Here is a 21,169-nt window from a genome sequence, read left to right as displayed (position 1 = left end):
ATAAATTAATTAATTAATTAATAATGCTATCTAAGTATTTTATATTTTTTTAAAAAAGCAGCTATTTTTTGTCCTTTTGGCATAATTAATATTTCTCCCTCACTTATTCCGCCTGTCAAAAGAATGCTCGCACCATATACTAATGTTCCAATCCCAATAGATACTAGACAAGACATAGAATTTCCAAATAAGCTTAGAGATAACTTATAAGAAGTAACAACTATTATGCTCATTATGAGTGAGGATAGCAAAGGTTTTGCTATATAGTGAGTAAATTCAAACTTTATATTTAAAATTTTCTTTATATGATAAAAGTTTAAAATAACAATTACTATATATGCTCCTATATTTCCAAGTGCTGCTCCTTTCACATTAAAGTATGAAACTCCTACCAATGTATAATTTATAGCTATTTTAAATACTAAACCTATTGCTATATTTATTACAGGTATATTTGCTTTCTCTATACCTTGAAGGATAGCAGTAGTAGACTGAATAAGACCAAGCAGTATAACACTCATTGAAAGATATAATAATATTTCTCCTACAGAACTCGGCTCTTTTGGATATAGCAGCTTTATTATAGGAGTAGATAAAGAAGCTAGTCCAAATGAAGCTGGAAGACCTATTAATATTGATGTTCTTATTCCTAACTTCGTATTATGTTTTAAGCTATCTATATCTTTAATAGTATGAAAATGTGATATTACTGGAACTAAACTCATAGCTATAGACATAGTTAAAACTTGTGGAAAGTTTATAAGAGTTCCTGCCATTCCTGTTAACTGTCCAAATAGACTATTAGACTGTTCGTATGAAAATCCAATACTTTGAAGTCTTCTCACTACCATACTTGCATCAACTACATTCATTATAGGAAGTATCGATGTTCCTATAGTTATTGGAATAGCTATTGATAAAAGCTTTTTTATTATTTCACTAGTACTTTCTTCTTTAAAGTTCTTACTATTCTCTATTTCATCTTTTATAGAATTCTTATTTTTAAGATAAATAAACCCAATATATAGTGTTCCAAATATAGCGCCAGCGGTTCCACCGAATGAAGCTCCCGCTGCTGCATACTCTGTTCCTCTTGATAAGAGTATAAATGCTAAGTAAAGTCCGAGTCCAACTCTCCCCAATTGCTCCATTATCTGAGACACAGCCGTAGGTGACATCTCTTGTCTTCCTTGAAAATAGCCTCTAAAAGCAGACATTATTGGGATAAATAAAAGTGCTGGTGATATAGCAAGCATACTATAATATGCTTTTGGACTTTTTATTATATTATTTACTATAAAGCTAGCCCCAAAGAATAATATTATAAACGATACTATTCCAGTTATAATTAAAGCTATAAAAGATACCTTAAATACTTTATAAGCTCCTTTGCTGTCTTCAAGTGCTAACTTCTCAGACACAACCTTTGAAATAGCAGTTGGAAACCCAGACGCTGAAATAGTAACCAATAGTATATATATTGGAAATGAGGTTTGATAGTATCCCATACCTTCTGATCCTATTATATTACCTAGTGGTATCCTAAAGAATGCTCCTAACACGTTGACCATTATACCAGCCAAACCTAATATAAATGCACCTCTTAAAAAAGAATCTTTACCCAATTTTTCCCCTCCCAACATAGCTGATAAACTTTTATAATATAACAATGGATAAATGTGCTAATTCAAAGTTTTTAATAATAATTCATGTCTATAATAGTATACTTGTATCTGTCTATGATGTCGATTAATTTTTATTAATTATTTTGAACTATATCGTATCTACATATTTATAAGATTGATTTTATAGGAAAATTACTTACATTTTCACAAAAATAAATGCATTGACTGATATTTAATAAAACATATCAGTCAATGCATTTATTTTTACTTTTTCTAAAGATATATATGGAAATAAATATCTATTTTTACTCCCAGCTTTTCATACCTGGTAAAACTACAGATATATTCTCAAACCCATTTCTAGCCAATATGTCACTAGCCATAGTAGCTCTTTTTCCTGTAGTACATATTATATTTATTTCATCTTTTTTATTTAATTTATCTAAATTTTCTTCTAATTGTTCTAAAGGAATTGATATTGCATCCTTTATATGATTTTCCTTAAATTGTTCAGGTTTTCTAACATCTAGTATATTAACACTATTTATCTTCATTTTTGCTTTTAATTCACTATTAGTTACACTGCTTACTTTCATTTCATCACTCCTGACGTTAACAATTAATATCTACATAACTTATTCTAACTAATATTTATTAAGTTATACTATAAGTCAAGAAACTTTATTTTTAATATGTTACCTAGTTTTTTCTACTTTTAATTATTTTCTTTAACTTTCTTTTTTAAAATAGAAATGCCTTGAGTCATAGTTCCCATAGGACAATATACACACCATGAACGAGGTTTATATAGAATCATAGTTACTATACCTAGTATAGTTGACGTTAACATTATACTATAAAATCCAAATGCAAATTGAGCTATCCAGGGAGATACAAAGCTAGTATTCACCCATTGCCAAGGAAGCTTCCATGTCCAAAGTATAGTTATTACTTCTCTCAATTCGTTAGCTCCCGCGAATACTAGATAAGTATTAAAAAGCATAATTAAAAACATAGTTAGAAAAAATACTAAAAATCCATACCTAAATATATTCGACCTCATAAATTTAGGCATATGTTTATTTCTAGATAGTTTGAATTTATTACCTAAAAGATGTAATAATTGTCCTCTTCCACAATAAATATTGCAGTAGTTTTTTCCCCCACCAGTTAAAGAAATAATTAGTGGAACAGCAAAACATATCATTCCAAGCCAAGCAAAAAGTATATTAAACATACCTAATATTAAATATGTTGCTGTTGCTATATATAGATAATCATACCAAGACTTTTTCTTTCTCTCAACCATTTTAATTTATCTCTCCTTTTCTACAATTTCTATTATAGACGCTGGGCACTCTCTTTCACATTTTGAACATCCTACACATTTATCTTGATTTACTTCTGCAAATATTCCATCTACTATTTTTATTGCTTTCATAGGGCAAGCCTTTACACATGTTCCACAACCAACACAAAGTTTCTTTAATACCTGAGCTTTTAACATTATATCTTCCTCCTACTATTTGTTTAAATATTATTATATCACAATATTTAGATATATCAATATTCCAAGCAAAAAAATGTCTACATTTAAATAATGTAGACATTTTTTAACTATATCTTAAATCTATTAACTAACTCATTTAAACTTCCTATTACTTCAGCTAGCCTGTCTGTATTACCAGATATTGTTTCCATAGCTGCAGACTGTTCCTCCATAGATGCTGACAGTTCTTCCGTGGATGCTGCTGATTCTTGAGATATGGCTGATATATTTTGCATTGATAATAAAGCTTCTTCTTTATCTTCATCTACTATTTTTAATTTTTCTTCTAATTCATTTATCGAGTCTATAGATTGTGATACTACTGAAAAAATATTTTCGAAAGCTTGCTTAGATTCAACTAATGATTGATTTGCATTAGTAAGTGCTTCTTCTGACATATCCATATTTTGTTTTGTAGTTCCAACTTCATCTTGTATAACACTTAATATCTCTCCTATATTTCCAGTAGCTTGCCCTGTTTCCTCAGATAATTTTCTTATTTCATCTGCAACAACTGCAAATCCTCTACCAGCTTCACCTGCTCTAGCTGCTTCTATAGCTGCATTTAATGCCAGTAGATTTGTTTGCTCAGATATATCTACTATCGTATTTAATATATTTCCTATAGATTGAGATTTATCTAGTAACGAATCAACATTTTTAGCTAAAGTATCCGAGGTGTTATTTACAATGTCAAATGTATCTACCATGCTATTTATCGACTTTATACCTTCTTCATTTATTTTTTGAGCTTCAACAGCCCCATTTACTACTATGTGTCCATTTTCTACTGCTGATCTTATTCCATCAGATAACCTTCTTAGTCTGCTTGATCCTTCTTCTGTATCTGATGCTTGCTCCATAGCAGCATTTGCTAATTCTTCTACAGTTTTTGTTACTTCTCCTATAGACATACTAGTTTCTCTGGTAGCTACCATTAAACTATCTGTATTGTCGACTACATTCTCCGTGGTATCTTCTATTGCTATTATAATGTTTCTTAACTCTTCTTTTAATGTAGATATTGCTCTAAAAATAATTCCTATCTCATCTTTTCTATTCACTAAGGTTTCAATTTTATTATTGTCTTCTGACTCCGTTAAATCTAGCTTAGAAAGCCTATCCAGTGTATTCGTTGCATATATTATAGGATTAGATATTCTTTTACCTAAGTATAAAGCAATAAATACTGACAGTATACCTGTTACAATAATTGTACCTAAAATAATATATATAGTATTATACATATCTTTAAATATCTCACTTTTTGATGCTGTTAAAAAGAATACTCTTCCATCACGTAACTTTGAAAAAGCTAATGTTCTTGCATCTCCACCAAATTCACTATCTACTACCCCTGATCCATTTGCCTCAATTGCCTCAACTACATATTTGAGCTTTCCACCCTCAACAGTTTTTAAATTACTATCATTACCTAAGGTAGGGTGAACTAAATATGAGTAGTCTTTATTAAGTAGAAAAGCATATCCATTATCATATGTCTTTATATCTCCTACTTGCTTTTTTAACCCCTCTATACTTAAATCTATTCCAATAAACCCTATAGATTCCCCATTTATCTTAATAGGTATAGTATAACTCATTTTATATTGACCTAGATCTTCGTAGGGATCTCCCCAAGAAGGTTCGTCAAGGTTAATTGCATTATAAAACCACGCTACATCGGGATCACTTGGATCTATTCCAGATACTTCTGTGTTTGGAGCGTATTCAGCATTTCCCTTTCCGTCTCCAGAATACCAAACTCCTTCTGTTTTACCAGTAATTTTAGGATCTATAGCTATGTATGTTCCGAGGCAGTCTTTCGTTTCCTCAGTAATTTTTTTTATTATAGGACCTAAAAGATTCGCACTATAGTCTTCTAAATATCCCTCTTCATAAAGTCTTGTAGTATCCATTGTACTATCCATAAACTGTTTTAAGTTTAACAATGAAGTTTCATATATAGTCATATCTTCATCAAACTTTCTGGAATATGATATACTCTTTTCTAGTATATTTGCTCTGGATTCTTTATCTATTACACTCATACTCCTTAATATACTAGTAATTCCAACTATCATTGACATAATTATGGAGCAAGTTAGAACTGCTGCTATAATTTTTGTACTAATTTTCCTCATGTTTTTCCCCTTTCTTTTTTCATTTTTTATCATACTTCTACGATATATTATCGGCTTTATATTTTTTTTGTTAAATACTTATTAACTTTTTGTAAAATATATATTTTTTTAAATAAACATTGTACATATTGTCTCATTTTTTGTAATATTGTTTTATTTTTATATATATGGGTATAATTCATAACAAGATACCATTATTTTAAACAAATTAGTAAAGTTGGGAGAGACTTCTACATGAAAATTAGTGCAAGAAATCAACTCAAAGGTAAAGTTTTAAACATTAATGAAGGTTCAGTAAACTCAGAGGTAGAATTAGATCTTGGAAATGGTCAAACTATAGTTAGTATAATTACTAAAAGTTCAGTAGAAAATTTAGACATTAAAGTTGGAGATGAAGTTACAGCTATAATTAAAGCTTCTGCTGTAATGTTAGGTAAATAGTCCATATATCGTTCTAGAGTCTATGTGATAATTTAAACTATAACAAATTAAGTTACCTTGACTCTTTTTTTGATGATAATAAGTTATAATCATAATATAATATTATATATATTCTAATTTTATTTAATGAAAGGATGAACTATATGAAAAAAATTGTTATATATACTAAGAATTATTGTCCATATTGTAAAATGGCGTCTGCTATGCTAAAACGAAAAGGGGCTGACTTTACAGAAGTAGATGTAACTAACGATGAAGATACTTTCAAAGTAGCTAAAGAAAAATCTGGTTCTAGAACTGTACCTCAGATCTTCATTGATGATAAGTTTATTGGTGGATTCGATGATCTAGCTGCATTAGAGTCATCTGGTGATTTAGTTACTACTCTTGGACTATAATTAAAAAAAGTAAGCCTGATATCTAGGATTTAATCCTTAGACATCAGGCTTACTTTTTAAATGAAGTTTCCTTCTTTTAATTTTTGTTCAATTTCTGATGAAGATACCTTTCCCGCATCATAATCAACCGTTACTGTGTTTGCATCAGAATCTATTCTAACAGCATTTACTCCATCAATACTTCTTATCGAGCTGTGTATAGACTCTGACTGTGAATTAAAATCAGATGAATTTTTAAGTGAGCTGCTTAATTTATACTTATTAGCTTTCATGTTCATGAAATCACCTCCATCTATAGTATTGACACTATAGATGAAAATTATAAACAAAATAAAACTATTTTCCGAAACCACAGAAGCATTCAATGAGTGGTGCAATCACACATAGTAGTATTAGAAGTGTAAGTAGACACCAAACCCATCCCCAATCAAAACACTCACATCCTCCGCAACCCATTATGACACCTTCTTTCTTTTAAATATTTATATTTTTTATTGCTATATTATATTTAAGCAATGATCATATTGTTACTATTAAAATAAAAGTCCAAGGACACTAGTATTTATCCTTGGATTTCTATTTTTTTGATTAAATCTGTTGAAATACATGAACTTTTCTCTCATATTTTTTATTTTAAGTATAGCAATTCCATATTATCGATTAGTAGCTTTCCGCTTAATCTTTCAGAACTATCAAGGTTCTCTATATAAAGACCTTCAATTTCTACTGGATATCTTATCTCCATAGGAATTTCTATAGTTAGAGCTCTCCATCCATCCCAGTTCAGATGATCAGTAAGTGAGAGTTTATAATTTTTGCTTTCTTTATCTTTTATTATTACTCCTATACTACAGTTTGATTTATCTATTGGATAAACTGATAGTTCCATACCATAAGCCTGTCCTAAAATAGGAATATTATTATTAATTGAAATATTTACAGTGTTTCTTTCTCTTCCCTCTAGAAAGTTATAACTTATATTTAATGAACTTTCACCCTCTATTTTTCTATTTTTATCTAGAGTTATTTCGCCATAAATTTTCTTATCATTTCCCTCAAAAAACATATCATTCTTATTTTCAAATCCTAATACAGTTCTTCTTACAAGATGCTCATTATTTCTTTTATACTCTGGCATAGGTCTATTATTCATTTTGTCTATGGTGGAAGTAAGTGATGATTCCATTTTGCTTTCAATTATCTCTTCAGAAGCTATTTCTTTTGATTGTTTAGATATAATATAGTCATTAAATTCTAAAAAAGGATCCCCTACTATGGATCCCATATTTGCTTTCCAAGTATATATCGATTCCTTCACCTCTATTATGTTTTCTATAGTGTAAAAATCTAGCATAATGTTTCCTCTTATATATCCATCATCATCTTTATATATATTCATATCTTTAATTATTATCTTTCTATCATAGCCAGATATCTTTTTTAGAAAATCTAAAAGTGAATAGTAATACCCCTCATATTTTAAATCTGCTGAATAAACTTTTAAATCTAGCTCTTTTTCTTTATCATTTTTATTTTCATCTTCCTTATCTTTCTTTTGTAACATAGATTCTATTCTTGTTTCCGGAAAAGTTATTGAGGGTATTTTCAGTTTAGTGGATACTGAGAATTCGTCTACTAGTAAAATAATTTCTTCTTGAGTTATAGATGTGAATAAATTTTTAGACTTACTATATATTTGTTCTTCCAACTTTAATGTCTCTGCATATAATTTACTTTCCAAGGACACCTCTTTTTTAAATCTAAGTAGCTGACTTTTTTTAATATCTCTTTGATTTTTAAGAAATTGAAACTGCTCTTCTTGTGGTTGTATTATAAACTTATATATTCCTATAGAAACTAATATTAAAGCTAGAATTGATAAGCTCATAATTTCTCTTTTACTTAATTTCATTTTTCCTTTCTTCCTCATCTTTTTTTATTTTCTTATTGTTCTTTTCATCTTTTACTTTTTTTGTTTCTTTATTGTTTTCCATAAACTTTATCTTGATATTAAACTTGTAAAACTCTTCTTCTAACACTATGTTTGAAATAAAGACATCTTCAAAATATCTTACTTGTCTTATATTTGCCTCTAGTTTAGCTATTCCTCCCCTGTTTCTCCCTATGCCCTCTATATCTACATCAGATTGATTTATTGTCATGCTCTTTAGAAATATATCTTCGGACATTGAGTTCGTAATAAGTTCTATTATATGTGCCCCCAGGTTGTCCTTTTTTTGTAATTCATTAATTATAATATTCACTTTTTGATCTTTTATCTTTAAATTATCTAGCATATCTTTCTTCTGATTTAGAGATTTTTTCTTTTCTATTGAAGCTACTCCTTCTAACTCTTCTGTGATATTTGCTATTTCCTTATTTAATCTATGCACTCTAACTTTATTTGTAAAAACATATATAGATACTATAAACACTATTAATCCAATTCCTATTAATATAGTTTTTTTCCTATCAATTTTATTATCTTTTTTATTTATATATGATTCAAAAAAGTTTATATCTCTCACTATATTTCCCCTACTTTCTGATTAGTGCGCCTATTGCATTCCCATATAGTGATATATCTAAATCTGTATGATTTTTGTCCAGTATTATATTATTCAGTTTATTTAATTTTAAAGTATGTATACTGAATATATTCTCTATGTATTTATCTATCCCATTTATTTCACTTATAGCGCCATATATGTATATATAGTCTATTGTGTTTACCGAACTTCTACTTGTATAATACCTAAATATCCTTTCCACACCTGCATATAACTTTCCTAATGAGTCTTCTAGTGATACGTTGAAAAAAGCTTCTATATTTAAATCTAGTTCTTTTTCACCAAATTCAACTAATCTACTAAATCTAAAGATTGCATTTTCAATTATAGATACATTTGTATTACTGTATCCTATATCTAATACAGCTATTGTTTTATCTTTTATACTATGCTCTTCAGTATTTAATGCAGATAATGCTATAAGAAATTTATATATTGAGTTGTCATTCATATCTAGCGCTATAGGCTTTAGTCCTAATTTCTTAGTCAAATTCATATATCCTTCACATATTGTTTTTGGTAATGCATAAACGTATAATATGCTTTTTTTCAATTCATTATTATCTATTTGTTCTACGATCTTACTTTGGATAATATATTCTTCTATATTTACTGGAAAGTATTCTTCTACTTGGAACTCTAGCATCTTCTTAATATCCTTTTCTATAATTGATGGTAGTTCTATTTCTCTAGATATGATAGAATTACTTTCAATAGTGTATATAACTCCTTTAGTAGATATATTTTTCTTTTGAAGAGTATCATTTATTACTTCAATCATAACTTCTAAATTAGTTATTTGACCATCACAGTAGCAATTTTCTGGTGTAGGAATCATAATTAAACTTTTTATAGTAATATCTTCGCCATCGCACATACCTTCTACAATTTTTATATTTTTGCTCCCTATATCTATAGATAATTTATTTCTTTTTACCATTTTACTTTTCATTTTTTAATCTTTGAATTTTATTTAGCTTATTCTCTTGTTCTATTTTGTTTTCTAGTATGAATTTTATCATTACTTACCCACCTCCTAATTATATAGTTTTTCGTATATATCATTTTATTTTTTACGCTATATACTCCAAAGTCCTATATCAATATTTAACTGTTAGATTATAAAATAAAAAAGTACAAAAATGCTATTATGACCAACATTAGTGTACTTTCTTTTTTGTCTCTCTTATTTTTTTATAATTAATTTCTTCTTTTTCAGTTCATATATTTAAAATAGATTTGTTATTTTAAAGTATAAGTCTAGAGCCTCTTGCTTGTATATTATTGTTATAAGAGTACCCAATACTATAAAAGGTCCAAAAGGTATAGGATCTTTCCTACTTTTTATCTTGGTTACTAGTAGAAGTATAGATATAATTGCTCCTAGCATAAATGTAATAAATATAGCTATAAATGTATCTTCCCATCCTAACCATATTCCAAGTGCAGCCATAAGCTTTATATCTCCTCCTCCCATATTTCCTTTTGAAATTATAAGTATTAGATAATAAAAGCCTCCACCTACTAAAAATCCTAATATACTACTTACTAATATTATATTTGATTTCAAGTTGAATGTAGAGTACATATAGAAAGAGGCATATATTTTATAAATAATACCCCATATAAATACTAGTAATGTTAACTTGCCAGGTATTATTTGATGATAATAATCTATTGAACTTATTACTATTAATAAGCTTGTCAATAATGCATAGAATACAAACTTTATACTTATTCCAAAGCATAAGAATAATAGTAGATATACTGTACTATTTAAGACTTCTATTAATGGATACTGTATAGATATTAACTTTCCACAATATCTACACTTTCCCCTTAGAAATATATAACTAAGTACGGGAAACAAATCTATTAGCCTTAATTTATTTTTACAAGAAAAACAGTGTGATGAAGGAAATACAATAGATTCTTTCCTTGGTATTCTATATATGCACACATTTAAAAATGATCCTATCATTAAACCTATTATAAGTATGAATAAATAAGCTTCTAATTGCATTTTTCTTTACCGTTGCCATAACTTTGAATAATTCATAAGCTTGTTTAATTCCCTGTTCATCGTGTCCGATTTTGTCTAAACTACTCTCGTTTGATGATATAACACTCCAAGGGCTTAACTTCGGATACAACGAATCCTACATCTCAAACATAACTGTTCAGGTAGTTATGCTGAATATCTGCTTAAATTAATTGAAGCGTTAATATCTCTATCTATTACTGCCCCACATTGTTCACAGATATAAGTTCTTTCTGATAGTGATAGTTTAGCCTTTTTATGTCCACATACGCTACATATTTTTGATGATGGATACCATTTATCAACTTCAACAAACTCAATTCCATAAAACTCGCATTTATATTGAAGCTGTCTTTTAAATTCATATAGTCCTAATTTACTTATTGCTTTAGACAAATGTTTATTCTTCATCATGTTTTTTATATTAAGTGTCTCCATAACTACCCTAGATGGCTTGGTTTTCACAATCTCGGCAGTTATTTGATGTAAGTTGTTGTTTCTAATATTAGACAGTCTTCTATTAATTAATTCTATCTGATTTTCAAGTTTTATAATATTCTTTGTTCTGACGAACTTTCTCCCTTCCTTATTCATTCTATATTTTCTCAATACTTTACGTTGTAATCTATGTAATCTCTTTTCTAAGTTCTTAACTGTTCTTGTCTTATTAATATTTTTAAAAGTCATTCCATTTGAGCATATGGCGATATCTTTAATTCCTACATCTATACCCATGCTTTCATTTGTTAGCTCCATTTTTGGCTTTTCTTTTTCAATACCTACAGATAAATACCAATACTTGCCGTCATAGCTTACTCTTGGATTAGTATATTTAACACCTATAGGCAACTGTTCTGATGTTTTAATCCAACCTACTTTTTCAATTAAAACTCTTTTTGTTTTTACCCTTAACTTAGTATTATCATTATAAAATGATGGCTTACTTTTTCTTCTACTTTTAAATTTCGGCTTATTAGCTAATCCTTTAAAAAATCTTTTATATGCATTACAGGCATCTTTTACAGCTTGTTTTGATATGTTATTGGATACTTCATTAAGCCATGATAACTCACCTTTTTTAAGCCTAGTAATTTCCTTTCTCAAATTACCATCTTTAATAAATTTTCCACCATTTTTATAATTCTCTTCTTGTTTTGCAATTGTCCAATTATATATAAATCTTGCAGTACCAACTGATCTCCATAGCTTTTGTTCTTGTTCTGTGTTTGGAATAATTCTAATCTTTCTAGATAGTATCATTTTCCACTAACTCCTCAATCATTTTTCTAGACTTATTTACATTCTAGTTTAAGCTCACACTTAAGTACTGTAACTATTTGTATAAATAATTAATTTGCTCTTATTCTTTAATTTTTGTATTGTCTATGATTTAAATATTAGCTTCTAATTTGTTATATAGATTCTATATAAGTTCACAATTAAGCCTTACTAATCTATCTTTATATAGAGTTACTATCTCTGAAATTAATGCCAGATAACATATTATTCTTTCTTTGGATACCATTCATTAGTTCCAGCTTTTACTATAAGTTCATGGGTACTATCATCATATAATACAACCCATGTTTCGCCATTAGTTTGTGAGTTTTTAGGTGATTCTATATAACCTTTTGCCACTAGTTCATTAGTTATAAAGTTTATTCCGATATCAGAACTCTCCACTTTCTTATCCTGATCTGATATCCAAGCCTGAGTTGCACTTGCTATTGTTGCTGCTGTTGATAAATCTGCTTTCTCTCTAGCTTTGTCTGTCATACCTGCAAATCTTGATACTCCTATTGCAGCTAAAATTCCTAATATGGCTACAACTACAATTAACTCTACTAGAGTAAAGCCATTTTGATCCTGTCTAAACTGTTCTACCCTCGATTTTACAAACATCTCGAGCATTATTATTTACTCCTTTTGATTTTTACTTATGTATTAATCTATATTTTTTATAATATGCATTTAAGTTAAATCTTTCTTAGTTTATAGTGTTAACCATCTCAAACATTGGCAATATCATGGATACCACCATTCCACCTATTATTACTGCCATGAGTATTATCATTACAGGCTCTATTAGAGATGTCATAGTTTGTACAGCTGCTTCCACCTCCATATCATAAAAGTTAGCCGTCTTGTCCAATATATCATCTATAGTTCCAGACTCTTCACCTATTTCTAACATGTGCGTAAGCATGGGTGGAAACTCTTTTATTCTTTTTATTGACCCTGATAAGTTACTTCCTCTTCTTAGTTCATCTCTCACTTCTTCTAGTTGTAATTGTATTGCCCTATTTGATACTACTCTTCCTAATATACTTATTGCCTCAAGTAGTGGTACTCCACTTGCTATCATGGTAGCTAGAGTCCTACTGAATCTTGATGTTACTATTTTCTGCATCGATTTACCCAATATAGGAATTTTCAACTTAATATTATCTACATTGTACCTACCCCTAGATGACTTATAATATCTAGTAAATAAATACATCATAATTCCAATAGTAAAAAATATAGTGTACCAATTTTGTCCTATAAAACTGCTTACCAACATTAATATTTTAGTTGGAACCGGCAATTCTGTACCGCTTTCTTTAAACATTTCCATAAATGTTGGAACTACAAAGATTAACATTATTGCTATTACTATCACTGATAGTACGAGTAAAATTATAGGGTAAATCATAGCTATTTTTATTTTTCTATTTATTTTATTCTCTTTTTCATAGTGTATAGCCATCCTATACATTATTTCATCTAAGTTACCACTTACTTCCCCAGCTTCCACCATACTTGTTAAAAGTTCAGAGAAAACCTTTTCATGTTTTTTTATTGCTTCTGTAAGTGTTATCCCTATTAAAACATCTTCATATAATTCTTCTGTAACTTTTCTTAATGCCTTGCTTTCGGTCTGCTCTTTTAATATTTCTAAACAGCTTACTATAGTTAATCCTGCATTTAGCATAGTATAGAATTGTCTACAAAATATTGATATATCTTTTATTCTCACTTTATTAAATATATCTAGTTCCATTACATCTTTACTTTTTACTACTTCTTCTATTTCTATTGGTATATTATTGGCTTGCCTTATAATGTTTAACATTTCAGATTTATCTTCAGCTTCGTAAGTTCCTTCTATATTTCTTCCAGTTTTAGTTACAGCTCTGTATTTATATAAAGGCAACTATACTCCTCCTAGACCTTACTAATTCTTTAAAACTAATATAATTTGTTTACTCGGAAATATATAAAACATATTTTCTAATAAAATTATTATTTTTCTTATAATTCCAATATTGATCTATGCATAGTTGTCGTATAAATCTTAGTTTATATTTTATATGTCTATTCTAGACTGTAAGCTACCCCTATTACTTCCTCCACTGTAGTAATGCCTTTTAGAACTAGTTGTACACAGCTATCTCTTAGTGATTTCATTCCTTGTTTTCTAGATTCTTCTCTTATTTCATCTGTAGTTGCATTTTTATCTATTAATTTTTTAATTTCACTATCTACTATTAAGATTTCATGAATTGCTATTCTTCCTTTATAGCCTGTACTATTACAGGTATTACATCCTCTGCCTTTATGTATTATTATGTCTTCATCTTCATCTATAGAAAGTATCTTTTTTTCTTCCATATTAGCTTTATAAGATATTTTACAGTTTTGACATATTCGCTTCACTAATCTTTGTGCTACTACTCCCTTCAGTGATGATGAAACTAAATAGGAATCTATACCTATATCTATTAGCCTTGCTACTGTAGACGACGTGTCATTAGTATGCATTGTACTTAATACTAAATGTCCAGTTATTGCTGCCCTTATTGCTATCTGTGCTGTTTCCTCATCCCTTATCTCCCCTATCATTATTATGTCAGGGTCTTGTCTTAATATAGATCTTAGTGCATTTGCAAATGTCATACCTACTTTTGGATTTACATTTACTTGATTTATGCCTTCTATCTGAAACTCCACTGGTTCCTCTATTGTTATTATATTTCTTCTTGGATCGCTTAATTCTCTTAGGACTGTGTACAGTGTTGTGCTCTTACCACTACCCGTAGGTCCTGTGACTAGTATTATTCCATTAGAGTTTTTTATTAAATTATCAATTTTTTTTAAATTCTCCTCTGTAAAACCTAGTTCTTTTTTAGTTAGCATAAAACTTTCACTGTCTAATATTCTTATAACTGCTTTTTCTCCGTGAATTGTCGGAATTATTGAGACCCTCATATCTATAGCTCTACCATCAATTATCATTTCTATTCTTCCATCTTGTGGAATCCTCTTTTCCACTATGTTCATCTTAGCCATTATCTTTATTCTTGATAATATAGCTGAATGAACTGATTTTGATGGTGTCATAATCTCTTGCAAGTCTCCATCTACTCTTAATCTAATTTTTATGTATTTCTCAAATGGTTCTATATGTATATCACTTACTTTTTGCCTTACTGATTGACCTATTATGGAGTTTACCAGCTTAACTACTGGTGCATTATTTACTTCATCTAATTCTTCTTGATCTAATACTTCTAGATGTTTCATATAGTCTTTTTGTTCAAACTCTTTTAATGCCTTTTTAGCATTTTCTGTCCCATAATATTGATCTATAGCATTTAATATATGTATTTTTGTAGATATTACTGGCTTTATATTTAGTTCAGTCGACATTCTTATATCGTCTATTGCAAATATATTAGTTGGATCTGTCATCGCCACTACTAAAGTTGTTTCTGTCTTAGATATAGGTATTAGAGTATATCTTCTAGCTAGTACTTCATCTATAAGTTTAGTTGCTTCAAGACTTATAAAGAACTTACTTATATCCATATGCGGTATTCCTAATTGAAGCTCTAGAACCTCTATTATCTGTTGTTCACTAACCATTCCCTCGTCATTAAGAATTTCACCTAACTTTTTACCTACTACTTTCTGAACTTTAAGTGCTTCTTTAAGCTGTTTATTAGTAATCAGTCCTATCTCTAATAAAAGTTCTCCTATTTTCCTATTCTTTCTTTGAAGCATATTATCTCACCCTTTTCCTGTACTTTAATACTAGGAACTATAAATATACTTCTTGATTTGCCATATAGGTACAAAAAAAGGCTAATAACAAAAAATATATTACTATTTTTTATCATTAGCCGGTTACGCCACTACATCCCTACAGTATAAGGCGTCCAAATGTAACTGCAGTTCATCTGTTCTAATTCTATATTCATTTGTCTTTAAATTTTGCTATAATTTTCTAACTATAATTAATATAACATTATTTACATACTAAAGTCAACTAAATTCAACCTTTTTTACTAATATAATCATTAATTATTCTTTTTATTTTAAATTATTTCTTGGTTCCACAATCTCTTACATTTAATAATATTAAATCTTTTTATGACTTTTTATCCACCATATAAAGGTAGATATACTACCAATAGGACAAAAACTACACCAAGTTCTATGATTATAAAGAAGCGATATTATCACACTTATAAACGTCGTAACTACTATCATTCTATATAGTATCATTCCTATAGCCAGTGTACTACCCCAGCCTTGTTTTAATCCTATAGCGAATATTGTTAGCATAGTTCCCACTATCATTAATCTAAATATATTAGATCTTAGAATCATTGGTGTTTTTCGCTTACCAGAAGCTTTAGCCATCACGTTGTCTAAAAGATTTCCTCTTGGGCATATATTCTTACACCAATACCTACCTTTACGAAAAGATGTAACTATAGGTCCTATCATGCATACTATCCCTACTAACGCTATTCTAGGATTAAATAATCCTAATATTATAATCATAAGTATAATTATAAATGAATATTTACCCCATAATGTTTTCATCACTTTATTCCCCCTATTAAACTAACTTTTCTTCTATCCGATCGCGTATAATATATATTTATTCTTTATATTAGGATTATAGAACTTTAAGCTGTTGACTATAATATTGATGTATTTTAATATATAGATAGGAATAATTGGTTAAATAATTTAGAGAGGAAGTGTATTATGGATAATAGCATTGATAATATTGAGAAATATAGTGAAGTTGCAGAATTACTTAAAGTTATAGCTCATCCTATTAGACTATGTATAATTAATGGACTTTTAGAAAAAGGAGAATGTAACGTAAGTTTCATTCAGAACTGTCTGGATGCTCCACAATCTACGATATCTCAACATTTGCAAAGATTAAGAACAGCGGGAGTCGTTGAAGGTAAAAGAAATGGTACTGAGATATACTACAGTATTTCTAATGAAGAAATTGCTAGTTTAGTTAAGGCACTTATAAAATAGGTTGCTAATTTATTTTCTTTAAAAATTTATCTGAAATAAGTCTCAATTTATAATATAATTATGTTTTAGATACAATTTAGGATAAATAAATTACTAAGTAATTATAAGAGAAAGGATGAGTGCATGTTTAAACAAATCTTTATAGATAAGAGTAAAAAAACAATTATATTTCTAGTGGTTTATACTATACTATTTTTCTTATTTTTTTCTACTCTATCTTATACGTTACCATTTGTGTTAGCTTTCGCTATATCAATTTTTACTAAACCTTTAAACAGATTCTTAAAAAAGAAGCTAAAGACATCTTCAAGTGTTTCCTCTATATTGTCTACGCTTATAGTTTATACAATATTATTGCTTATTTTATCTGCAATTTTATTCAAAGTTGTAAACGAGATAAGACTATTATTAGAATCTCTCCCGGATATCAATACTCTTGGAGTTTATTTAGATAATTTTATAAATTATTTAGATAAATTTGATTTTCCTAAATTTGATTTTAATTTAATTGATAAGTTTTATAGTCAAATCTCTACTATTATTTCTAGTACTCTAAACGTAACTAGATTTGTTATGAATAAAGCTCTATCATTTGTAGTTGGTCTTCCTATGCTATTGATGGTAGCATTTATAACTTTTTTAGCAACTTACTTTTTCTCAAAAGACATGCCAAATATAGAAACTAGAATTCTTTCAGTGTTTTCTTCTAGTGGTAGATTCAAGGTAAGACATATATTAAGAGAATCTAAGAAAATGTTATTTGGATATTTTAAATCATATGCTTGCATATTATCATTAACTTTTGTTGAAACCCTTGTAGGATTAACTATATTAGGAATTGATTATGCACTTATGCTAAGCTTTCTAACAGCTATTGTTGACTTATTACCTGTTCTAGGTGTTGGATCTGTACTCATGCCTATGGCTCTATATTTTTATTTAACTGGTAATAGTTTCATTGCTATAGGACTTGTTATTATGTTCTTATTAATTACTATAATAAGGCAAGTATTAGAACCTAAGTTAATGTCTACAAATTTAGGAATACATCCTGTTCTTATTTTAGGTTCTATATTCATTGGATTAAAAGCTTATGGATTTTTAGGTGTGATATATCTTCTTGGTATTGTTGTTCTTTACAATATACTTAATAAGGTTGATATGATATAAGTTATATATTTAAAAGCCTCTACTATTATAATAGTAGAGGCTTTCTTTATTTACTACATTTCAAAACATACGCTGGTGGTATGTTCTTAATTTCTCTTTTTATAATTATTTTATTAAAATAATTATTTATTAAATCCTTTTTTAATAGTGTATATTGAAACGTTATAAAGCTACCATCATCTCTTAGTATTTTTTTAGTATTATTGAGTATATTTTGTGAAATTTCTTGTGGTAAGCTTGCAAAAGGTAAGCCAGATATTATATAGTCTACCTTTGAAATTTCATATGCACTTAAATAGTTCTCTATATTTTCAGCTGAATCGTTTATAATATATATGCTTCCATTACTCTTATACTTATCCTTAAGTATTTTATACATGTCATCATTTAACTCTATTAATATGAGCTTTGTGCCCTTCATTTTACTTTCAATTATTTTTTCCGTAAATACACCTGTTCCTGGTCCATATTCCACTATGCATTCACAATTTTTAAAATCTATCCCCTGTATCATCTTCTCGGCAAGATATTTTGAACTTGGAGTTATTGCACCTATAGCTCTAGGATTTTTTATATATTCTTTTATAAATTTTATTCCCATATTGCCTCCCTCCCTTTGTTCTAACTTTTACCATGTTTGTCTTAATATTGAGACACATTACTTCAATGTTTCTAGTAACAATACTGTATTATATTTAGTATAATGTAATATTGTACTAGTGAATTTAAGGGGGGATTTTATTGGCTAGTTCTGAAGAAGCTAAGCATGATATCCTTTTGATTATAGCAGTATCTTTATTTATCTTTATGACAGTAGGTATAGGAGTTTTAGATGAACCAGTTCCTTCTGAAACTATCATTCCTTAGACTTATAACTTTAGGAGGAGTTACTTATGCTTTCACAACAAAATTTAGATGCCTTTATGGAAAAAATCATGAGCCAATTCGGATTAGATGATGGTAAAGATGATAAAAAAACAATAATAAAAAGAAATGTAGAAAAAAACTTGTAAATTTAACTCCTGCTCAAATTCTAGTTATTTCAGGTCTACTTACCGACGTATTGACTGTGCAGTCTTTTCTTGTTGATAGAAATCAAGATATACAAATTATACTTGGTGGTTCTCTTAGAAGAAAAACTGAACTTGAAAAAACTCTAGATGAAATAGGCGATAAGCCTTTTGATGAAGTCTTAAAAGCTCTTCTACGTAGAATGTAAAAGCTCTTTTCTATTTTGAATTATTATCAATTCTTTTTAGAAAAGAGCTTTTATATTTATTATTATTTTAATTTACTTTATTGTGTTAGTTAATTTTTTATATTGAACTTAATAGGTTAAGTTTCTATATAGTTAATGCTATAAAACATCAATATAGTATTTTCAATACTTTCGAGATTTTAATTAACACAACAATTTAATTAATCTATTTTGAGGTCATTGTCGGATAAAACACATAGTGCTCCATCGCCTGTTTTATATGAATCCTTTACACCTTTTACTATAGTCTCTTTATGAGATCCAATTCCCGCTGCTCCTGGTACGCGGAAGAATTTTTTATCCACCTTTTCTATAGCAACTTCTTCAGTGGGTGACTCTATCTGTGGTATCCAAGAATAAGGTACCCTATATGCTCTATAAACCATGTTTAATTTGAAGTTTTCATCACCTTCATAAGGACTTATATATTCCCACACAATTTCATGTTCCTTAGTTACTTCAAAAATACGTCCATCTGATCCTTCAGTAATTAAAGTGTTTCCATTTGGTAGTCTTTGTGCACTACTTATAAATGGGCTATAGAAGCGATAAGAATCTACTGGATGTACAAAGCCTGCTTCACTAGGTGTATATTGCCACTCTATTTCAAGAGTTATAGGATTAATCTCTAGTACTCTTGAGTAGTCCCTTCGTGCATTTTGTCTTCCTGTTGGAGAGTTTGGATTTGGTAACCCATAACCTGCCCAACCACCATTATCAAAGATTAATATATTACCTTCTCCAGGCAATCCTTTTGGAATTAAGTGCACATGATGTTGACCAATTATCCATCCTATTTTCTTAAGTTCTTCATTATTATCAAATGTAGGTCCAAGCTTCCAAACTATCTTCCCTGTTTTCTTGTCAATAATTGCCATTATATTTGCTTCTCTACTATCCCATATTATATTATCAGGATGAAAGCGCTCATCACCTGAATCATACCATCTGTTTGATCCAAGTAGTGACATTGAATTTATATGCAACCAGTCTCCCATACCTCCACCTGCCGGTCTCATATTCGGGTCACGGTATATAATATTTTTAGCTGCTTCATCAAATCCTAGTTCATGAAAATGTTCGTTTGCATTCCATGACCATACAATTTCGCCATCCCAAGTTACCTCTATAATCTTATCATCTAAAAGCAACTTTTCTGATATATCCAGATTTTTAACATTTTCATGGCAAAGTATAAATGTATTACCTCCATCAACTAGTGGCTCCTGATCGGGTGCATAATATCCTACAGTATTACCTTCTCTTTGATAATCATGATGTTGTCTAGCCATCCATTGTGGTTCCTCTCCCGGATCTTCAATATATTCAAGCTTATTAAATCTCCAAACAATATTTCCATCCCAATCTACTTGAACTAGATCTGTCATGTCTTGCATACCATACTTAGGATTTCTTTCACCTGTACTTCCTATTACGTATCCACCTGGCAAAATCTTATTCGGAAATCCATGTAACCCTTTCCATAGGTTAATCTCCTTTCCTGTCATATCTATTAACAATGCACCTTCTCCTGCTGCTTGAAAAATTGTATATCCACTCCAACTTTTCTCTGGATTATATATCGTTACCCCTGTTGGATAAACTGTTGGAAATCCCATAATAATACCCCCTATTTTAAATTA

The 21,169-nt window shown here is 29.1% G+C and carries 23 protein-coding genes and 1 riboswitch; of the genes, 6 read left to right on the top strand and 17 right to left on the bottom strand.

Annotated elements, in window-relative coordinates; all coding sequences use genetic code 11:
- Nucleotides 1-26: 26 nt before the first annotated feature.
- From CURI_RS03740 to CURI_RS03720, 5 genes are all read right to left on the bottom strand, one after another.
- A complete protein-coding gene (locus CURI_RS03740) occupies nt 27-1,625 on the bottom strand; it encodes a putative polysaccharide biosynthesis protein (RefSeq protein ID WP_144275996.1) in 1,599 nt (532 codons plus the stop codon).
- 305 nt (nt 1,626-1,930) lie between these two features.
- Complete coding sequence (locus CURI_RS03735; RefSeq protein WP_014966947.1) at nt 1,931-2,221, bottom strand: rhodanese-like domain-containing protein; 291 nt, start codon at nt 2,219-2,221, stop codon at nt 1,931-1,933.
- Between the two features lie 119 nt (nt 2,222-2,340).
- Nucleotides 2,341-2,934 carry a 4Fe-4S binding protein gene (locus CURI_RS03730; RefSeq protein WP_014966946.1) on the bottom strand — a complete coding sequence of 198 codons (594 nt, stop codon included), beginning with the start codon at nt 2,932-2,934 and terminating at the stop codon, nt 2,341-2,343.
- A 6-nt stretch (nt 2,935-2,940) separates the two neighbouring features.
- Complete coding sequence (locus CURI_RS03725; RefSeq protein WP_014966945.1) at nt 2,941-3,132, bottom strand: ATP-binding protein; 192 nt, start codon at nt 3,130-3,132, stop codon at nt 2,941-2,943.
- A 110-nt stretch (nt 3,133-3,242) separates the two neighbouring features.
- Nucleotides 3,243-5,318 carry a methyl-accepting chemotaxis protein gene (locus tag CURI_RS03720; RefSeq protein WP_014966944.1) on the bottom strand — a complete coding sequence of 692 codons (2,076 nt, stop codon included), beginning with the start codon at nt 5,316-5,318 and terminating at the stop codon, nt 3,243-3,245.
- Nucleotides 5,319-5,552: 234 nt separating this feature from the next.
- Between CURI_RS03720 and CURI_RS03715 the strand changes: the two genes are divergently transcribed.
- The gene (locus CURI_RS03715) at nt 5,553-5,759 is read left to right on the top strand and encodes a TOBE domain-containing protein (RefSeq protein ID WP_014966943.1); all 207 of its coding nucleotides are present in this window, start codon (nt 5,553-5,555) and stop codon (nt 5,757-5,759) included.
- Between the two features lie 143 nt (nt 5,760-5,902).
- Nucleotides 5,903-6,157, top strand: a complete 255-nt coding sequence (grxC, locus tag CURI_RS03710) for a glutaredoxin 3 (protein ID WP_014966942.1) — start codon at nt 5,903-5,905, stop codon at nt 6,155-6,157.
- 56 nt (nt 6,158-6,213) lie between these two features.
- Here grxC and CURI_RS03705 read toward each other — a convergent pair whose 3' ends face one another.
- The 10 genes from CURI_RS03705 to CURI_RS03660 form a co-directional block, all read right to left on the bottom strand.
- Entirely contained in the window at nt 6,214-6,435 is a 222-nt protein-coding gene (locus tag CURI_RS03705; RefSeq protein WP_041701509.1) for a heavy-metal-associated domain-containing protein, read from the bottom strand.
- Between the two features lie 350 nt (nt 6,436-6,785).
- A complete protein-coding gene (locus CURI_RS03700) occupies nt 6,786-8,069 on the bottom strand; it encodes a hypothetical protein (protein ID WP_014966941.1) in 1,284 nt (427 codons plus the stop codon).
- Complete coding sequence (locus CURI_RS03695) at nt 8,056-8,685, bottom strand: PilN domain-containing protein (RefSeq protein WP_014966940.1); 630 nt, start codon at nt 8,683-8,685, stop codon at nt 8,056-8,058. The genes CURI_RS03700 and CURI_RS03695 overlap by 14 nt, the downstream gene beginning before the upstream one ends.
- Before the next feature lie 10 nt (nt 8,686-8,695).
- Complete coding sequence (pilM, locus tag CURI_RS03690) at nt 8,696-9,679, bottom strand: type IV pilus biogenesis protein PilM (RefSeq protein ID WP_014966939.1); 984 nt, start codon at nt 9,677-9,679, stop codon at nt 8,696-8,698.
- 276 nt (nt 9,680-9,955) lie between these two features.
- A complete protein-coding gene (locus CURI_RS03685) occupies nt 9,956-10,750 on the bottom strand; it encodes a prepilin peptidase (RefSeq protein ID WP_014966938.1) in 795 nt (264 codons plus the stop codon).
- A 165-nt stretch (nt 10,751-10,915) separates the two neighbouring features.
- A complete protein-coding gene (locus tag CURI_RS03680) occupies nt 10,916-12,028 on the bottom strand; it encodes an RNA-guided endonuclease InsQ/TnpB family protein (protein ID WP_014966937.1) in 1,113 nt (370 codons plus the stop codon).
- A gap of 243 nt (nt 12,029-12,271) precedes the next feature.
- A complete protein-coding gene (locus CURI_RS16440) occupies nt 12,272-12,679 on the bottom strand; it encodes a type II secretion system protein (RefSeq protein WP_051003964.1) in 408 nt (135 codons plus the stop codon).
- A 76-nt stretch (nt 12,680-12,755) separates the two neighbouring features.
- Nucleotides 12,756-13,964, bottom strand: a complete 1,209-nt coding sequence (locus CURI_RS03670) for a type II secretion system F family protein (protein ID WP_014966935.1) — start codon at nt 13,962-13,964, stop codon at nt 12,756-12,758.
- Nucleotides 13,965-14,125: 161 nt separating this feature from the next.
- Nucleotides 14,126-15,814, bottom strand: a complete 1,689-nt coding sequence (locus CURI_RS03665) for a GspE/PulE family protein (protein ID WP_014966934.1) — start codon at nt 15,812-15,814, stop codon at nt 14,126-14,128.
- Between the two features lie 108 nt (nt 15,815-15,922).
- Nucleotides 15,923-16,006: riboswitch (cyclic di-GMP riboswitch) on the bottom strand.
- Nucleotides 16,007-16,171: 165 nt separating this feature from the next.
- Entirely contained in the window at nt 16,172-16,642 is a 471-nt protein-coding gene (locus CURI_RS03660; RefSeq protein ID WP_014966933.1) for a 4Fe-4S binding protein, read from the bottom strand.
- Between the two features lie 168 nt (nt 16,643-16,810).
- Between CURI_RS03660 and CURI_RS03655 the strand changes: the two genes are divergently transcribed.
- Both CURI_RS03655 and ytvI read left to right on the top strand, forming a co-directional pair.
- Nucleotides 16,811-17,098, top strand: coding sequence for an ArsR/SmtB family transcription factor (locus tag CURI_RS03655; protein ID WP_014966932.1), 288 nt, complete (start codon nt 16,811-16,813; stop codon nt 17,096-17,098).
- A 123-nt stretch (nt 17,099-17,221) separates the two neighbouring features.
- On the top strand, nt 17,222-18,268 hold the full coding sequence (gene ytvI, locus CURI_RS03650; RefSeq protein ID WP_014966931.1) for a sporulation integral membrane protein YtvI: 1,047 nt from the start codon (nt 17,222-17,224) through the stop codon (nt 18,266-18,268).
- 46 nt (nt 18,269-18,314) lie between these two features.
- Here ytvI and CURI_RS03645 read toward each other — a convergent pair whose 3' ends face one another.
- Nucleotides 18,315-18,869, bottom strand: coding sequence for a class I SAM-dependent methyltransferase (locus CURI_RS03645; protein ID WP_014966930.1), 555 nt, complete (start codon nt 18,867-18,869; stop codon nt 18,315-18,317).
- Nucleotides 18,870-19,009: 140 nt separating this feature from the next.
- Between CURI_RS03645 and CURI_RS16305 the strand changes: the two genes are divergently transcribed.
- Both CURI_RS16305 and CURI_RS15745 read left to right on the top strand, forming a co-directional pair.
- The gene (locus CURI_RS16305; RefSeq protein WP_266353811.1) at nt 19,010-19,135 is read left to right on the top strand and encodes a hypothetical protein; all 126 of its coding nucleotides are present in this window, start codon (nt 19,010-19,012) and stop codon (nt 19,133-19,135) included.
- Between the two features lie 202 nt (nt 19,136-19,337).
- A complete protein-coding gene (locus CURI_RS15745) occupies nt 19,338-19,487 on the top strand; it encodes a hypothetical protein (protein WP_014966929.1) in 150 nt (49 codons plus the stop codon).
- A 200-nt stretch (nt 19,488-19,687) separates the two neighbouring features.
- Here CURI_RS15745 and CURI_RS03640 read toward each other — a convergent pair whose 3' ends face one another.
- Nucleotides 19,688-21,145 carry an aryl-sulfate sulfotransferase gene (locus CURI_RS03640; protein WP_014966928.1) on the bottom strand — a complete coding sequence of 486 codons (1,458 nt, stop codon included), beginning with the start codon at nt 21,143-21,145 and terminating at the stop codon, nt 19,688-19,690.
- Between the last annotated feature and the right edge of the window lie 24 nt (nt 21,146-21,169).

It is taken from the genome of Gottschalkia acidurici 9a, assembly GCF_000299355.1.
Lineage (GTDB): Bacteria > Bacillota > Clostridia > Tissierellales > Gottschalkiaceae > Gottschalkia > Gottschalkia acidurici.
The sequence above is the reverse complement of the archived record's forward strand: the minus strand, read 5'-3'. Positions and strand labels throughout refer to the sequence as shown.

Excerpts from the sequence above, each read along its gene's own strand:
- CURI_RS03660 (WP_014966933.1), bottom strand. The coding sequence starts at position 16,642 with ATGAAAACATTATGGGGTAAATATTCATTTATAATTATACTTATGATT.
- CURI_RS03735 (WP_014966947.1), bottom strand. The coding sequence starts at position 2,221 with ATGAAAGTAAGCAGTGTAACTAATAGTGAATTAAAAGCAAAAATGAAG.
- ytvI (WP_014966931.1), top strand. The coding sequence starts at position 17,222 with ATGTTTAAACAAATCTTTATAGATAAGAGTAAAAAAACAATTATATTT.
- CURI_RS03680 (WP_014966937.1), bottom strand. The coding sequence starts at position 12,028 with ATGATACTATCTAGAAAGATTAGAATTATTCCAAACACAGAACAAGAA.
- CURI_RS03655 (WP_014966932.1), top strand. The coding sequence starts at position 16,811 with ATGGATAATAGCATTGATAATATTGAGAAATATAGTGAAGTTGCAGAA.
- CURI_RS03700 (WP_014966941.1), bottom strand. The coding sequence starts at position 8,069 with ATGAAATTAAGTAAAAGAGAAATTATGAGCTTATCAATTCTAGCTTTA.
- CURI_RS03730 (WP_014966946.1), bottom strand. The coding sequence starts at position 2,934 with ATGGTTGAGAGAAAGAAAAAGTCTTGGTATGATTATCTATATATAGCA.
- CURI_RS03665 (WP_014966934.1), bottom strand. The coding sequence starts at position 15,814 with ATGCTTCAAAGAAAGAATAGGAAAATAGGAGAACTTTTATTAGAGATA.
- CURI_RS16440 (WP_051003964.1), bottom strand. The coding sequence starts at position 12,679 with ATGCTCGAGATGTTTGTAAAATCGAGGGTAGAACAGTTTAGACAGGAT.
- grxC (WP_014966942.1), top strand. The coding sequence starts at position 5,903 with ATGAAAAAAATTGTTATATATACTAAGAATTATTGTCCATATTGTAAA.
- CURI_RS03725 (WP_014966945.1), bottom strand. The coding sequence starts at position 3,132 with ATGTTAAAAGCTCAGGTATTAAAGAAACTTTGTGTTGGTTGTGGAACA.
- pilM (WP_014966939.1), bottom strand. The coding sequence starts at position 9,679 with ATGAAAAGTAAAATGGTAAAAAGAAATAAATTATCTATAGATATAGGG.
- CURI_RS03640 (WP_014966928.1), bottom strand. The coding sequence starts at position 21,145 with ATGGGATTTCCAACAGTTTATCCAACAGGGGTAACGATATATAATCCA.
- CURI_RS03720 (WP_014966944.1), bottom strand. The coding sequence starts at position 5,318 with ATGAGGAAAATTAGTACAAAAATTATAGCAGCAGTTCTAACTTGCTCC.
- CURI_RS03645 (WP_014966930.1), bottom strand. The coding sequence starts at position 18,869 with ATGGGAATAAAATTTATAAAAGAATATATAAAAAATCCTAGAGCTATA.
- CURI_RS03705 (WP_041701509.1), bottom strand. The coding sequence starts at position 6,435 with ATGAACATGAAAGCTAATAAGTATAAATTAAGCAGCTCACTTAAAAAT.
- CURI_RS03685 (WP_014966938.1), bottom strand. The coding sequence starts at position 10,750 with ATGCAATTAGAAGCTTATTTATTCATACTTATAATAGGTTTAATGATA.
- CURI_RS03715 (WP_014966943.1), top strand. The coding sequence starts at position 5,553 with ATGAAAATTAGTGCAAGAAATCAACTCAAAGGTAAAGTTTTAAACATT.